Below are 14,766 nucleotides of genomic sequence, written 5' to 3'. Positions count from 1 at the left end.
AAGTCAAATTCTCTTTTCATACGTTTAATGGATGTAAAGGTTTCAAGAACGTCAAAAAATAGGTAAAACTCCCCCTTTGATGCGTCTTTTGGAGGGGTTTTACCTTTTCATTTTAAACTTTAAAAAAGGCGCTCTGGTAGCTTGTCAACAGATTCAATTAGCGCATTAAGTCTTCCTTCAATTCTATGAAGCAAATAGATGCTCACAGCAATTGGAAAGCCAACTTCTGAGGCAATTGAAATAAATTGGTCCATTTTATATCCCCCTATTCTAACGTAAATGTACTAGAATTTCACCTCTTTTATAAAAAAAGACCAAGCGTGCTAATATGTTTTTAGCAGCGCTTGGCGTTTTCTTTAAACGATAAGCTCTGTTACTTCTCGACTCACAATTTGAGCTCCTTTTACCTCTTTAAAATCTCCACCTTGTGAACTAAATATGTTCTGTAAAATAAGTTCCTCCATCACTGCTTTAATCTCGGCTTCTGTCACATTTTCTCTAGGATGCTGCAAAGAGATACTTACTGATTTTCCACTTTCATCTAAAAACTGCATACTTAGCGTTTTCTCCATTATTGTTCCCCCTTATTATTCAACAATAAAATGAACGTCATTTTGTTCTACTCTTTCAAGTGGAAGTGATTGTAAAGAAGCAAGAGCATTCGCTGCTTTGTACAACTGATCTTCGGTGCTGCTAGCTTTTGTGTTGTACGTTTTAAAAGCATAAACCGGATTTCCTTTCTCATTTGCCCCTTCCAAAAATACGAGTCGAAGCTTGCGTGTTTGTAAGATTGTATTTGCCATCTTTATCCCTCCTTTCACTCTTTTTATACAAAGTAACACCAAAAAAAGGGTAGTCATTTTTTCATGACTACCCTTTTTTATCGTTTATATGGCTTTTCTTCTTGTAAACCGTTCATACTCATAAAACAAGTGATGAAGAGGCTTGTCGTTTAAGTTTTCAAAACCAGCCGTAGCATAGATTGCATATGCATTATACTCAATCCCCATCACCTGTTCCCCTTGCAAAAGGGGATGCTCTGCTATCACCCATTCAGCACCAGTCAGAGATTCGATCACAACTTCACCAAAGTACACAAACATCATTTCCTCAAACTCTTCTTTTGACGTTTGAAAGATGGACCATTTTTCTGTTTTCTCTATCTCTCTATATAAAAGTTCGATATCAATCAAACTTTCTGCCGTATAATCTAGAGGAAAACCTTCAATACTATCGCAAATTGCCGTAAGTTTGGCAAGATGATCTTTACGCTTTTCATAAAAAAAGACGTTTGCTGCAAAGTTAGTCAATCTAACGCCTCCTTAACTTTACCATTGAGTAAAGTGTATCATAAAGAGGCATTGTCCTTTATACAAAAAAGGTGGTGAACCATCCTATCCTTGCCAATTTGCTACTTCTGCTTCATTTTGAATGATTTCTTGTTCTTCTTTGTATGTGTAAAAGATAACGTTTCTTTCTTCTTCAGAAAATCCAGCTGAATGAAGAAAATAAAGATCCTTTCCTATTTCACGAACAAGACATTCAACCATGACATAAAAATGTGGAAGATGATTGTCTTCCAAATATTTAAAGTAATTTAAAACTTCTTGCTCTCTCTCCAAGTTTTGGTTTTCCTCGTATTTCTTAACATCTTCTATGTATGAAAAAGTTTCTAAAACCCATTTCTTTATGTGATCTAAAAACTGTTCCTGATTAAAAGAAGGAACTGATTCTTGTCCTATTGTAGCAAGCGAATGAAAAACTTCTTCATGCGCCCGGGCAAGCTGTTCGCTGCACTCCACTAACCACGGCATATCATAAGCAATCTGCAGTAAGCGTATCAATTTTTTTCTCTCCTTTACATTTTTATCGTGCATGCTTAACAGGTTATATTCTTATATTATTCAACAAGTCAATATAAAAATCCTATATAAATATTGCTAAAGTTACTTTAATTAAAACAAACCTTCTCTTTTTTACTCTATAACCCTTTATTACCTTTCGTAAAACTTTATGTAGTGGGAAATCTAAAAAAGAAGAAAAATTTATATAAAACTGCTCTTTCAAGAAAGAAAGGAGCGAAAAAATAAATGAGCAAGAAAATTGCTGTTTATCTTGTTATTTTCTCTATATTTCTAACTGGATTTTCAGATTCTTTCACCTCCTCAAATAAGAATGTGGAAGTTTTCGATCTTACTCAAAGTAAAGTCGTTAAGATTACACCAACAAATAAGGTATTGCAAAAAGAAGCAGAGAAAAGCATCCGTTCCATAACTTTATTAAGCAAAAAAGTAAGCCCTCTTCCTCGAAAAGGAGCATTAGTGCGGATTCCCCTTGATCCTGCTGTTTCCATTAAAAATGAATGGATGGACGACCTTGTTGACGAAGTTATTATTATTTTTGGCGAGCGTGAAAAACCGCTCCTTATGGTATTTACTGATGAAAATCGGACCCTTTTCTTTGAATTCAACTATAATCCTGAAGAAATTCGAACTTTGTTAAAATAAGCCCGTGTCATATCACGGGCTTTTTCTTTAAGAAAGAAGCGTAGGCTCATACACTTGGTTCACTAAATACTGACCAACAGCGAAAGAGGCTTTTCTCCCATAGTATGGTATTTGCACAACATGAGCAGAACACTCCCCATTAATGAAGAAGAAGCCTTCTCGGAACTGGCCATCTGTTGTAACAACAGCTTGATCCTGCTCTGTAAAATGCGGTATAAGATCTTCTCTAGCAATGGAAGGAATAACGGTTTGCACCTGTTCTAAGAAATACTCTTCGGAGCCTACATCCTTCATCACTTTTTTATATGTTCCAATCATGCCTTTGTAAGAAGAAGCTTTTCTGATACTTGATATATTCGAAATAAACTCTTTTATATTTCCTTTACTGTGACCCTCATTTATGGAAGAACCGACTTCCATCCCGCCGTTAAACGTCGGAGCTACATAGATATTTAAAAAAGGGGCAAGGGCAGATGATACAGGTGACACAATATGCTGGAGTTTTGCTTCTTCAACAGAATAGTACTGTCTTTGTATCGGGAACTTCTCTATATCCGTATAGTAGTCGCTTAATTTTGCGACTTTGTCACTTTGAGATTCTTCACAATTGATATATTTTTTGGCATAGTACGCTCCATTGTTCGTTTCTACTACAACCGATTTCTTCCCTTCCACAATGCTTTTTACTTTCTCATCATATCGTATTTCCACTCCACTTTCTTTTACATCTTGTAAAAGTGCTGAGGCAACTTTTTTATAATCAACAATGCCTGCGGATGGAACATAAAGGGCACCTATCCCAAGCGCAAAAGGCTCTCGTTCAAAAAGTTCCTCTTGTGAAAGAACTGTACTATCTTCATCATTTATTTGTAAAAAGTGAAGAAGTTCAACTTCTTTTTCATCTTTTGCCACAATAAGCTTGCCACATTTTTTATAAGGAATACTGTGCTCATCACAAAACCGGTATAGCTCTTTATGCCCTTGTTTCACAAGATTTTGTTCTACCGTATTTTTGCCAGCATAGATTTCTGTATCAATCATGTCATTTTCCGAATAATCTTCCTCAGCACTTGGAGCAAGAATCAAGACACGCGCTCCTTCTTCTCTTTCATGAAACGCTTTCGCTACTGAAAGTCCTGTTAAATTGCCACCGACAATAATCATATCGTACATACATCTCATCCCTTTCCATCCCATGTTTCCATATTTCTTCCCTCTATCTTAGCATGACTCAATTTGAATCCCTAGGAAACTACTCTTTCAAACTGTTTATATTCTTCCACCGATAAACACTAAGAACAAAACCAATGAAGGACGCATTAATCATAAATGAGATAACACCATAGCTAACAAATGGCACAGAGACGTTTAGAAACGGTACTTTTCCCATTCCCATAAGCAGGCCCCATACACATGTTACCCCATAAAGGATAATAACGCCGAGTGTTAAAGCTCGTCCAAAAGGTTCCCTTGTTCCAATGAATGTTCGGTACATTCGAAAAAGCAGAAAGCTCATAAGAAATAATAAAAATAGACTGAAAAGCCACCCATACATGTACGTAAGGGGTACAAAGATTAAATCAACATAATATTTTGTATTGAGTTCTACTGTTGAAGGTAAAACTCCATTTCCAAACCAGCCTGCTCTGCTTAATAAATAAAAGGATTCTGAAAAAAGCTGGTATGGTTTTTCTCTCCATAAGTCTATAATCTTTGGTAACGTTGTACCTCTTAACAAGGATGCAGCATAAGCTGACAAAATCAACACAACAAACCATATAGAAAGGTGGCTTCCCTTTCTTTTCCACTTCCCTGTTCCTGTTAAACATAAGGCAAGAAGGATGTAAAGAAGAGAAGGCCCATAGTACCCCATCCTAATAAACATAAAAAATGGAAACACAAGTAAAAAACTTGATGCTAGAAAAGACATCCTGTCCCGTACCGTAAATGAAGCCCATGAAAGAAGAAAAAGAGGAAATGTGATATAAGCACTTGAAAAAACAGGACCAATGCTAACAAAAGTTCGACTCCCCTTTACAGTCCCAAAGAAATACATATAAAGAAGAAATAAACACCCTACTATATAAAAGAACAATCCTTTATTTTTTAATTTTTCATAGTTAAAAAACATAAGCAATCCAACAATACATACGCTAATCGAAACACCTATACTGTGCATTTTGAGCATATCTGATGAAGAGACTTTCGTAAAAAGAATAGGAGTTAGGAAACTTAATGCTATTAAGGAAATCATCGTTAAAAGAGCAAACCAATCTACAATAGGTCGATGCAGTTTATTCATCTTTTTCCCAATTTGAGCTGGACTCCCCATTTGTTCAATTGTTTTCTTTTCTGCTTCTTCCTTCGTCATTCCTTCTTCTTCCCATAAGGAAGAAAGCTCTCTCATATGTTGATAGAGCTCTAGTCGAACGACTTTTTTCGCTTCCTTAGAACGAATATGAGCTGTAACCCGATTTAAAAAAGCTTCTTTCATATCCATTGATTACTCTCCCAAACTCCAACTTTGGGCAAAAGTCTTCACTTCTTTTCTCATATCACTTGCTTTTCCTAACACTTTCGCTCCTGTTTCTGTTAACTTGTAATATTTTCGCTCAGCTTTCCATTCGCCTACAATCCAACGTTTGTTCTCAAGTTCGTGAAGAAATGTATACATCATCCCTTCTTTCCCTTCGAACGCAAAAAGAGCTTGCGACTTTAAGGCAGTTAAAATTTCCATTCCGGTTTTTTCTGTTCTCACAAGTTGCAACACAGCGAAAAGTATCTTATTTTTTTCACTATCCCCTCCATTTATGGAAGAAGAAATAGCACGACGGTGCCGATCTGTAAACTGTAAATCTTTAAAAACCGTATTCTTCATCGCTTTTTTTAAGGATGCTAATTTTTCATCCATTGTTATGCCTCCTTTAATTCATCTTTTAAAAGCTCTTTTGCTCTTCTAAGGCGTGTTTTCACCGTATTTTGTTTAATACCAACAAGCTCTTCAATTTGTTTTAGCGACATCTCTTCAAAATAGAAAAGGTAAATAACTTCTCTATATTTTATAGGTAGATTCATGACAACACTTACTAAACTTTCATCTTCACTTTTTTGGATTACTTCTTCTTCAACACTTTTTTGCTTAGGAGAAGAAAAAAGCGAGAGTTTTTCAGATACCATAACTTTTCGGTAGTGCCAGCTTTTAAAATAATCTTTACAGTGATTAATCGCAATCCTCCATAGCCATGTTTTCATTTTAGCTTGCCCTTTATATGTAGGAAGTGCTTTGTAGCACTTTACGAAAATTTCTTGCGTCAAGTCTTCCGCAATTTCGCGACTTTTCACATATGAATACACAAGCTGCAGCACATCTTGGCCATAATCAATCATGAGTTCTTGAAGTACTTCATCACACTGATCCTCTTGGATTAGCTTTTCGAGTGCAACCTCACTCATTCTGACACCCCCTTCTTCTCTTTTCATTTGACGAACTCCCCTCTCTAAAAGTTTGGTTTTTTAACTTATGTTTTTATGGACATACTAATGCTATATGTATGAAAGGAGAGATTAGATGAGTCAATACTCTGGTTTAATCGTTTCAGGACACTATGTTAGAGAAGAAAATATGTTTTATATTCGAGCAATTAACGATATTTTTCATTCTTCATCTTATACAAAGGATGAACTGAACTTTTTTTATGAACAAATAAAAAAAGGTGGCTTCCTCAATTTTGAAGACCCTGCTCCTCTTTCACATACTGAACAACATATGCTTCTTAATGATTTAAAAGAGATTAGCCATCTATACTCTCTTTAGCTATTTTCTTAGAAACCTTTTATAATTTCTACCCTTTTTGCCTATTTTTTCAAAAATACCTTTACCTTTTTCTGATTTTTCTATATAATTACATCGTTAAGAAAAAAATTCCAAGGAGGTCGACATTTATGAAAAAGTTTGCGCATACTCTTGATTGCTGCCGTTTTTCTGTATTCCATCCGACCTTCCGTGGAGTGAAATAAGTTTTATTCTTTTCACGTTCTACGCCACAGGACGGATGATGTTCTGTGGCTTTATTATGTTTAAAGCCATGAGTATTCTCGTGGCTTTTTACTTTGAAAGGAGGTGAAAAGAATGACGCTCAACTTAATATTTTTTACCATTTCATTTAAAAAGCGGAAGTATACAAACGAAGAAATCGAGTACAACGAGTTTGTAGAAAAGATTATGAAAGAACAGCACGATAAGATTATTAACTATTACTACCACAACTAATAAATCCATTTTGAAAGGTGATGATATGTATGAAAAGAATGACACTATGGAAAAGAATCCAAATTACACACTATATAGAGAGTGACTCAACATAGCCTTTTTGGAAACGGTAAGCTGGACGAATTCAGAAAATAAAGTAAACTATACTAATAGACTTTTATTTTTTGGTAGGAGGAACAGCAATGAATACCGTTATTTCGCTAGACAACATTTCATGGATCAGACAAAAGCAACCGATTATTAAAAATGTGTGCTGGACCATACAGGAAGGTGAACACTGGGCACTTGTTGGTCGAAACGGCTCTGGGAAAACGACACTTTTAAATATGATTAACGGCTATCTTTGGCCAACAAAAGGAAGCATTTCTGTTCTTGGAGAAACGTTTGGTCGCGTTAATTTACAAGAGCTTCGCAAGCATATTGGAATTGTTAGCTCTTCTCTTAGCGAACGATTTTCTTCAACAGTGCTCTGTGAAGAAGTTATTGTAAGCGGAAAATTCGCTTCTATTGGATTATATGACCAAACAGAAGAGGCAGATTTTGAAAAAGCGACTGAGCTTATGAAGATGCTTGGAATCAAAGGTCTAGCAGCCCGAGAGTATGGTATCTGCTCACAGGGTGAAAAGCAAAAGGTGCTTATTGCACGAGCTCTTATGGCAAATCCCAAGCTTCTCATTCTTGATGAGCCATGCAATGGCCTTGATTTACTTTCACGTGAAGCATTTTTAGAAAGTATTGAAACACTAGCATGTCTTGAGGATGGTCCGACCTTAATTTATGTAACACATCATATTGAAGAAATTTTACCTGTTTTTAACAAAACTTGTTTATTAAAAGATGGAGAGGTCTATGCTCAAGGAAATAAGGAAGAGCTTTTAACCTCTAAAACGTTATCAACTTTTTTCAACGTTCCTCTTGAAGCTCAAACAGAAAACGGAAGAACTTACGTTAAAATTCTTCAACAAGAAAAGCGCTAAACAATTATGTTTAGCGCTTTTTCCATGCTCCATATTTTTTCTTGAAGTTTTCTTCAAAAGAAGAAGATTTTTGAATATGATGAACTCCTCGGTGTAAAAGCGGCTTATCAAATTCTTTATTAATATCCTCTACAACATCTAGGATTTCTTCGTCTTGGATTTCATTTTCATATGTAAACAAGCTAAGCTGTTTTAATGATTGCTCTTTTTCTTCAACCCGAAGAGCTGTTACACCAAGAAGGCGTACAGGAGAACCGTTCCAGTGTTTGTCAAACAAAGAAGAAGCAACTTGAAAAATATCTTCTTTCTCTTCAATTGGATTCATCAATTGCTGACTTCTTGTTACAGTTTGGAAATTGGCGTACCGTATCGTAATTTGGATATCGTCTGTTACCGTATTTCTCAATTTCATTCGTTTGCTAACCGTTTGAGACAAGCTATTTAACGTGTTTAATAGTAGTTCATCATCGTCACTATTAAAGGCAAGCGTTGTTGAATTTCCTATGCTTTTTACCGTTGCTGCCGCATCAGGATCAACAGGGCGTTCATCTATTCCATTTGCACGCTTTTTTAGCTGTGGTCCTAGAATACCAAGTAAAGAAGATAACTTCCTCTCTTCTTCCCGAGCAAGGTCCCCTATCGTTTGAATTCCAATACTGTGAAGCTTTTCAGCCGTTTTTTTGCCAATGCCGTGCATTTCATGTACCATCTTTGGCCACAGCTTTTTTTGAACATCTCTTTTTCTTAAAATAGTAATGCCAAGCGGTTTTTTAAAATCAGAAGCCGTTTTCGCTAAAAATTTGTTCGGTGCAATTCCGATTGAAACAGGCAAATCGTATTTTTGTAAAATATCTCTTCTAATTCTTTCAGCAATTTCAACAGGCGTACCAAGCTCATGGCAGTTCGTAATGTCTAAGTACCCTTCATCAATTGAAGCAGATTCAAGCAACGAGCTTATCGTTGATAAATAGGTGAAAAGGTTTAGGGATGCTTCTCGGTATAGAGAAAAGTTAGGCGTGCAAACAACAAGCTCTGGACATTTCTTCCTTGCCTCCCACAAAGGCATTGTTGTATAAATTCCATATTTTCTCGCTTCATAATTGCACGTTAAAATAATTCCTCTTCGCTTCGTTCCTGCTACTGCAACTGGTTTACCTCTCAAAGATGGATTGTTCGCAATTTCAACAGAGGCGAAAAAAGCATTTGCATCAATATGTAAAATAACACGTCCCTTTTTTGGATACATCGATTTCATGAGCATCTTCCTTTAATATCGCTTTCCCTTTATCTTACCAAAAGAACGTATGTTCCTCAACAGATATAAAAAAGGATAAGTCCATATAGGACTCATCCTTTTTCAAACTACCCGAACAGTTTCTTCTGTTGCTAATTTTACATTTCCAGCTAAAGCTCTTGAAATCATACATGACTCTTCCGCTTTATGTGCTAGACGACGCGCTTTCTCAACTTGAAGAGGAGTTGATTCCGCTTTTAATGTAATAACAGGCTTATGCATTATGCTTTCATATGTAAAGATGTTGTTTGTAACATCCACAACAGCATCTGAATGAAGAGTTAAACTCTCTACCCCAATGTCTGCTCTCTCAAGCATAGCAGCAAGTGTTATCACATAACACGTTGCAGCTGCTCCGAGCAGCATTTCATCAGGATTTGTTCCAACTCCAGGGCCGCCCATTTCTTTTGGAATCGAAATAGAAGACGTTAAATTCCCTGCTTCAATATGCCCGTCGCTGTTTCTTCCTCCATTCCAAACGGCTTCTAATTGAAAAGGATGTTTAGCCAATGTAATTCCTCCTTCTAAGTGTTTGACTTTGTCACTATAGCACACATTACGAAAGGCGCGTACTTTTATGCTCTTTGTTTTTCCTTATCTTTTTTTGTATATAAGCAATAACTAAAAGAAGCAGTGGAAGCATTTGTGGCACAATATGAATCATAATAATATTATGTCCTGTTCCTTCTTTAATGTGCTCAGGATAGCTGCTTGCAATTGACATTGAAAGGAAGAGAAGTAAAATGCCGAATGGATATGTGAGCTTTTTATAGTCTTTAAATTTAAATAATTCTGCAGTGCCAATCAAAACAGCGTAAAAGAAAATACTAATTTTAAAGAATCCACCAAGAATAAGATAAACCATAAAAAACACATCAAGACGCTCTAAAAAATTAGCTACTTCAATTCTTTGAATTGTTCCGAGTAAGGGAAATTGAGAGCGCTCAAAAAGATCTAATCCAAGTACAGATATGTTAATCACCATTGTAAGCGTTAAGTTAATTCCACTTAACAAAATAGCTGAAATTCCTGCTATTGTACTTTTAGACTTATCCTTTAAATAAGGAAGAAGCATTAAAAATACAACCATTTCTCCGAACGGAAAATAGATCGTTGACGTTACTAATGTTTTCAATACAGGTTTCCAGCCATTTTCAAGAATCGGTTTTAAATTACTTAAATCAATAAGGCCTGACGCCATGATTAAAATAAAACCAGGTATAGCTAATAAATAAAGAAGGGCAAAAAACAGCTCACCTGTTCTAGCAATAACTTCAAACCCTTTATAAACGGCATATACCATCGTCATCATCATTAGCATACTAATGATAAATAAAGGGGTATCTACGTACGAGAATGCAATAAGAAACTCTCCGAAATCACGCAGCACCCGTGCAGATATATAAAGAAAATAGATAAGATACATCACAGCTACAATACGTCCTAGAAATGGGCCAAGAATTTTTTGAACATAGCTTGTTAGAGGTTCATCTGGATAATATTTGTACAGGCGATCGTAGAGAAAAAAGAGACATATCCCACTAAACATCCCAAGCAAAACAGCAATCCACGCATCCCTGTCAGCGCCTCCGCCAAGACCAACAACAAGAGCACTTCCATGTTCAAAAAAGATAATAAGAAAGAATAGTTGTTTTGTACTGATTTTAATATTTTCCACGTTATTCACACTTTCTGTTACCGATTAGGATTAGAAAGGAACGGTTGATTACGAAGACCTGTTCTACGGATAAAAGCGTTGACGTTTACCTCCACATCTACTTCAGTAAATCCTTTTACATTCCAATCGTCTTTCACTTCTTTCCATTTTGTTGGACTATGTTCATAAATCGTTCTTCCAAACCCAAAAATATCACTTTTATCCTTTTTCGCTCTTTTTACTGTTTTCATTACTTCTTGTTCAATTCGCTTCTCCCATAATCTTTCTATTTTTTGAATAGTCTGTGGATCTCTTAAATCAACAGAAACATTAACTCCATTAATGTTTCCTTCTGTTTCGATATTCATCAGAATAATAGGGCGTCCATGCTTCCATTTGACATTAAGTTTTGATTTTGCTCTTATTGTTTGTAGTGCAATTGCTTTTTTATGATTTTCCCAGTCTATGCTATCTACAATGTCTTTCACTTTATTTGTTGACCACAAAATTCCGTGCACATTGTCTCCTTTTACCCAATCAATTAGTTTTCCTTCTCTAAAAACAGCAATGCCGCTTGCTTCTACCTTTCCCTTTGGGTCACTTCCTTGGATACTTTCTTGCATTGATCCTTCTTCTGCACTACCTTGAATCGAAATACCGTTAATAATAGGTTCTATTCCATGAGAAGTGATTTTTTGCAAAACTTCATCAACATTTACTTTTATATTCTGTCCTCCATTGTCTTCCGCATTTTCAAGCATTTTGTTCACATAAACGGCTGGAATTCGATCAATAGGAGTTAAGTTTTTAATTACGTTCTCAGCACTTGTACCTTTTGCAATCACAATTGTAGCCGTTTCCCTTAGTTGATTACTTCGTTCAATAAAATCAAATAGTTCATATAGTCCTTTTGTTCTTGCTAATTCTTCATCAATGACAATTAAGTTTGTATGAGCATAGTATAAATTTCGTGACATTTTGCTTGTCACATGTCGACTAGCTTCAAATGGATTAACTGCTGTACTAGACATAATCGTCACAGGAGCATCTTGAACACTTGCTTGTTGTCCACCTGCAACGCTTCCTGGATTCACCACCTGCAGCGAAACTTTATATTTTTTTCCTTCTTTATCTTTACTAATTCCAACTGCTGTAACAAAAGCTAAATCAGACATTTCTTTACTGCTCCAACAACCTGATAAAAAAAAACAACACAAAATGATCATAAAAGCCCGTAGACTACGTTTCATCTTGATTTTCCTCCTCTTCTGTTGGAGGATATGGACGTTGATTTTTTCCTTGTCTTTTGACATTATCTTCATTTATAAGCGCAGGTCTACGATCAAGTGACCAAAAAGGAGCTCGAATAAACGTATCTCTTAGACCTTGAAAATCGAGTGGGGAAAGAGGGGACATATAAGGGACACCAAACGACCGCAAACTACATAAATGAACAACCATTATGATTAGTCCTAGGAAAATACCATAGAAGCCAAACGCAGCTGCACAAACCATTAAAGCAAAGCGAATAACACGGGCTGAAATAGCAATTGAAAAAGACGGAGTAGCAAAGCTCGCAATTGCTGTTAACGAAACAATAATAATCATAGCTGGAGATACAAGCCCAGCCTGAACAGCTGCTTGTCCAATAACAAGTGCTCCTACAATAGAGACAGCTTGCCCGACTGCCCTTGGCATTCGAACTCCTGCTTCTCGTAAAATCTCAAAAGTCACTTCCATAATTAGGGCTTCTACAAATGATGGAAATGGAACAACTTCTCGTTGTGCTGCAATCGAAAAAGCAAGCTGAGTTGGAATCATTTCTTGGTGAAACGTTGTTGCTGCTATGTAACTTGATGGCGCAATTAAAGAAATAAAAAAAATCATAATGCGCAAAAAGCGTAACCCTGAACTAATATCAAACCGAGTATAATAATCATCAGGAGACTGAAAAAATTGAATGAATAAAGCAGGCACAACAAGGGCGAACGGCGTCCCGTCTACAAGAATAGCTACTCTCCCCTCAAGTAAATTGGCTGCTACAACATCAGGACGCTCTGTATGATAAACGGTCGGAAATGTTGTAAATGTTTCGTCTTCAATAAGCTCTTCAATATTTCCCGACTCTAAAATGCTACCAACATCAATTCCTGAAATCCGGTCTCTTACTTCCTGAACAATTTTATCTTTTGCAATGCCATTGATGTAGAGAATGCTCACATCTGTTTGAGTTGCTTTTCCAAGCTTTTTTGTTTCCATTCTAAAATCCGTATTTTTAATTCTTCTTCGAAGCAGCGCTGTATTTGTACGAATTGATTCTGTAAAACCATCTTTTGGTCCTCTAATGGAAACTTGCGTCTGTGGCTCCTCGATAGCTCTTTGTTCTCCCCCTCTAGCGCTTCCCGAGAGTGCTTGTGGATATCCATCAATCAAAACAATGGTTTCTCCATCTACTAAAGACTGAAATAGCGTTTCCCAATCCAACACTATCTTCACGTCATCAAGAGCTACCACTTTCGTTTGCAAAAGTTGAATAGGATTCCACTCCTTAAAATAGCGTTCAATATTAGGCTCCTCAAGCAGCATCTTAAGGAGAGAATCATTAATAATACTCGCCTCAACTAGTCCATCAATAAAAACAATGGCAGACGGAATCTGTTCGTTATAACCAATTGAAAATTCTCTTATAATAACGTCTGAGCTATATCCAACTTCTTCCTTTATCCTTTTAATATTACACGTTAAATCACGCTGAAGAAGTTCTGCTGGAGATTGCTCTTCATGGGTGTCACCTGATTTGCTGTCTTCTTTCTTTTTTCGTTTCTTAAAAAACATGGCAGAGACCTACCTTTTTTTATCCATTTTCTGCAGAAAAGAGCACAATTATGCATTCATCTGTATAAAGAGAACTTCAAATGAAAAAAGTAAAAAAACAAATGATAATCGCTGGAGGAAGACTACTTTGAAAATGCTTCTTGCTCTTTTGCTTATGAGTTCTTTATCTTTCTCTTTAGTCATTGTTTTAGACCTTTTTATGAACTACTCTGTAGCGAGAGCTATTTATAACGTATTTTATGGTTTTCGCGTTATGGCAGCTTTAGAGTTCTTTTTGCTTTGTTTTCTGCTTTTGTCTCTTTTTATTTATGTAGGCAAAGAAATATGGCAACAAAGAAAAAGCAAAAAAAATTAAGAGCCAGCTTTATTTTGATAACAAAGCTGGCTCTTATATTATGAAAGACGTTTTTTTCTTCTAATAAGGTTTACAATAATGGAAATAATGATAAGGATGATAGAAATAGATGCTGTGATAACGATAGCATTCATCTCTTGTCTTTGAACGATGATAGCAATGTATGCCCAAATGAAAACAAGAGAGTAGGCAATATCTCGATTTTTCAGTGTAAAGTAAATACTTAGTAATCCTCCTACTAATAGCATAATAATTGTCCATCCATATTCACCAACACCGAAAAGTTCTGTAACTCCTTTATATTTTAGGAGGGTAAAAAAATTTACAATTGTCGCAACTGAAACCCAACCAATATAAATAGAGAATGGAAGACGCATGAGCCATGAATGATGCTTTGTTGTATTCTGTGTTTTCGTGTAAATTACAATAAGCGTAACTAAAACGCCTAAAATGATAATAAGAGAAAGTGCAATATTTCCACTTCCAAAAACAGGACTCCATAATCCATTAAAAATTAAGTTAAGTGCAAACCAAAGGCCAACTCTTTCATAAATTTCTTTGTCTATCCCTTTGGCAAAAAATTGACGAATAACATAAAGAGCTAAAAGAAGAAAAATGAGGCCCCAAATTGAAAAAGCGTAGCCAGCTGGTGTTATAAAAGCATTGATGCTGTCCGAGATTTTAGACACATTGCGGCTTTCTGGAAAAAAATAATTTGTACTGATCGTAAATAAGAATGCTAAAAGATTAATAGCGCTTATAATAAAATATTTCATCGTTATTCCTCCTTCTTCACCTTGTATTCCACTTTTTATCACTTGATAAACACTATTCAGAACACTGCCTTTTCATCCATAAAAAAGCTGAGGGA

The 14,766-nt window shown here is 36.0% G+C and carries 20 protein-coding genes; 5 read left to right on the top strand and 15 right to left on the bottom strand.

Annotated features, from left to right (window positions below; translation table 11 throughout):
* Positions 1-119: 119 nt before the first annotated feature.
* The 5 genes from ACK3CR_RS13715 to ACK3CR_RS13695 all read right to left on the bottom strand — a co-directional run bounded on the left by ACK3CR_RS13715 (position 120) and on the right by ACK3CR_RS13695 (position 1,844).
* Positions 120-254, bottom strand: coding sequence for a YvrJ family protein (locus ACK3CR_RS13715; protein ID WP_019393302.1), 135 nt, complete (start codon positions 252-254; stop codon positions 120-122).
* A gap of 102 nt (positions 255-356) precedes the next feature.
* On the bottom strand, positions 357-572 hold the full coding sequence (locus ACK3CR_RS13710; RefSeq protein WP_243513192.1) for a DUF2922 domain-containing protein: 216 nt from the start codon (positions 570-572) through the stop codon (positions 357-359).
* Positions 573-587: 15 nt separating this feature from the next.
* Complete coding sequence (locus ACK3CR_RS13705) at positions 588-803, bottom strand: DUF1659 domain-containing protein (RefSeq protein ID WP_488975574.1); 216 nt, start codon at positions 801-803, stop codon at positions 588-590.
* Between the two features lie 84 nt (positions 804-887).
* On the bottom strand, positions 888-1,310 hold the full coding sequence (locus ACK3CR_RS13700; RefSeq protein ID WP_488975573.1) for a hypothetical protein: 423 nt from the start codon (positions 1,308-1,310) through the stop codon (positions 888-890).
* An 84-nt stretch (positions 1,311-1,394) separates the two neighbouring features.
* Positions 1,395-1,844: a hypothetical protein gene (locus tag ACK3CR_RS13695; protein WP_243513196.1), complete on the bottom strand. Its 450-nt coding sequence runs from the start codon at positions 1,842-1,844 to the stop codon at positions 1,395-1,397.
* Between the two features lie 246 nt (positions 1,845-2,090).
* On the opposite strand from ACK3CR_RS13695, the gene ACK3CR_RS13690 reads away from it, so the two are divergent.
* Complete coding sequence (locus ACK3CR_RS13690; RefSeq protein WP_243513198.1) at positions 2,091-2,507, top strand: hypothetical protein; 417 nt, start codon at positions 2,091-2,093, stop codon at positions 2,505-2,507.
* Between the two features lie 27 nt (positions 2,508-2,534).
* Here the strand turns inward: ACK3CR_RS13690 and ACK3CR_RS13685 are convergent, their stop codons facing one another.
* From ACK3CR_RS13685 to ACK3CR_RS13670, 4 genes are all read right to left on the bottom strand, one after another.
* On the bottom strand, positions 2,535-3,689 hold the full coding sequence (locus ACK3CR_RS13685; RefSeq protein ID WP_488975572.1) for an FAD-dependent oxidoreductase: 1,155 nt from the start codon (positions 3,687-3,689) through the stop codon (positions 2,535-2,537).
* A 70-nt stretch (positions 3,690-3,759) separates the two neighbouring features.
* Positions 3,760-5,007, bottom strand: coding sequence for an FtsW/RodA/SpoVE family cell cycle protein (locus tag ACK3CR_RS13680; RefSeq protein ID WP_243513208.1), 1,248 nt, complete (start codon positions 5,005-5,007; stop codon positions 3,760-3,762).
* Positions 5,008-5,010: 3 nt separating this feature from the next.
* Positions 5,011-5,418: a PadR family transcriptional regulator gene (locus ACK3CR_RS13675; RefSeq protein ID WP_061803795.1), complete on the bottom strand. Its 408-nt coding sequence runs from the start codon at positions 5,416-5,418 to the stop codon at positions 5,011-5,013.
* Positions 5,419-5,420: 2 nt separating this feature from the next.
* The gene (locus ACK3CR_RS13670; RefSeq protein ID WP_243513212.1) at positions 5,421-5,960 is read right to left on the bottom strand and encodes a sigma-70 family RNA polymerase sigma factor; all 540 of its coding nucleotides are present in this window, start codon (positions 5,958-5,960) and stop codon (positions 5,421-5,423) included.
* A gap of 115 nt (positions 5,961-6,075) precedes the next feature.
* Between ACK3CR_RS13670 and ACK3CR_RS13665 the strand changes: the two genes are divergently transcribed.
* The 3 genes from ACK3CR_RS13665 to ACK3CR_RS13655 all read left to right on the top strand — a co-directional run bounded on the left by ACK3CR_RS13665 (position 6,076) and on the right by ACK3CR_RS13655 (position 7,754).
* Positions 6,076-6,321: a hypothetical protein gene (locus ACK3CR_RS13665; protein ID WP_124050512.1), complete on the top strand. Its 246-nt coding sequence runs from the start codon at positions 6,076-6,078 to the stop codon at positions 6,319-6,321.
* Between the two features lie 315 nt (positions 6,322-6,636).
* A complete protein-coding gene (locus tag ACK3CR_RS13660; protein WP_019393291.1) occupies positions 6,637-6,777 on the top strand; it encodes a YrzI family small protein in 141 nt (46 codons plus the stop codon).
* Positions 6,778-6,959: 182 nt separating this feature from the next.
* Positions 6,960-7,754: an ABC transporter ATP-binding protein gene (locus ACK3CR_RS13655; RefSeq protein ID WP_243513224.1), complete on the top strand. Its 795-nt coding sequence runs from the start codon at positions 6,960-6,962 to the stop codon at positions 7,752-7,754.
* 10 nt (positions 7,755-7,764) lie between these two features.
* Here the strand turns inward: ACK3CR_RS13655 and ACK3CR_RS13650 are convergent, their stop codons facing one another.
* From ACK3CR_RS13650 to ACK3CR_RS13630, 5 genes are all read right to left on the bottom strand, one after another.
* Positions 7,765-9,009 carry a DNA polymerase IV gene (locus ACK3CR_RS13650; protein WP_488975571.1) on the bottom strand — a complete coding sequence of 415 codons (1,245 nt, stop codon included), beginning with the start codon at positions 9,007-9,009 and terminating at the stop codon, positions 7,765-7,767.
* Positions 9,010-9,111: 102 nt separating this feature from the next.
* Positions 9,112-9,558: an OsmC family protein gene (locus ACK3CR_RS13645; RefSeq protein WP_243513235.1), complete on the bottom strand. Its 447-nt coding sequence runs from the start codon at positions 9,556-9,558 to the stop codon at positions 9,112-9,114.
* A gap of 46 nt (positions 9,559-9,604) precedes the next feature.
* Positions 9,605-10,726 (bottom strand): GerAB/ArcD/ProY family transporter, encoded by a 1,122-nt coding sequence (locus ACK3CR_RS13640; RefSeq protein ID WP_243513243.1) that lies wholly within the window; start codon positions 10,724-10,726, stop codon positions 9,605-9,607.
* A 17-nt stretch (positions 10,727-10,743) separates the two neighbouring features.
* Positions 10,744-11,955 (bottom strand): Ger(x)C family spore germination protein, encoded by a 1,212-nt coding sequence (locus tag ACK3CR_RS13635; RefSeq protein ID WP_328123560.1) that lies wholly within the window; start codon positions 11,953-11,955, stop codon positions 10,744-10,746.
* On the bottom strand, positions 11,945-13,540 hold the full coding sequence (locus ACK3CR_RS13630) for a spore germination protein (protein ID WP_488975570.1): 1,596 nt from the start codon (positions 13,538-13,540) through the stop codon (positions 11,945-11,947). Before ACK3CR_RS13630 ends, ACK3CR_RS13635 begins: the two co-directional genes overlap by 11 nt.
* Before the next feature lie 133 nt (positions 13,541-13,673).
* Between ACK3CR_RS13630 and ACK3CR_RS13625 the strand changes: the two genes are divergently transcribed.
* Positions 13,674-13,895 (top strand): YczF family membrane protein, encoded by a 222-nt coding sequence (locus ACK3CR_RS13625; RefSeq protein ID WP_476744325.1) that lies wholly within the window; start codon positions 13,674-13,676, stop codon positions 13,893-13,895.
* A gap of 38 nt (positions 13,896-13,933) precedes the next feature.
* Here the strand turns inward: ACK3CR_RS13625 and ACK3CR_RS13620 are convergent, their stop codons facing one another.
* Entirely contained in the window at positions 13,934-14,671 is a 738-nt protein-coding gene (locus ACK3CR_RS13620; RefSeq protein WP_488975569.1) for a TspO/MBR family protein, read from the bottom strand.
* Positions 14,672-14,766: the final 95 nt, after the last annotated feature.

It is taken from the genome of Priestia sp. TRM10, assembly GCF_057808375.1.
This window is presented reverse-complemented; position numbering and strand designations above follow the sequence as displayed.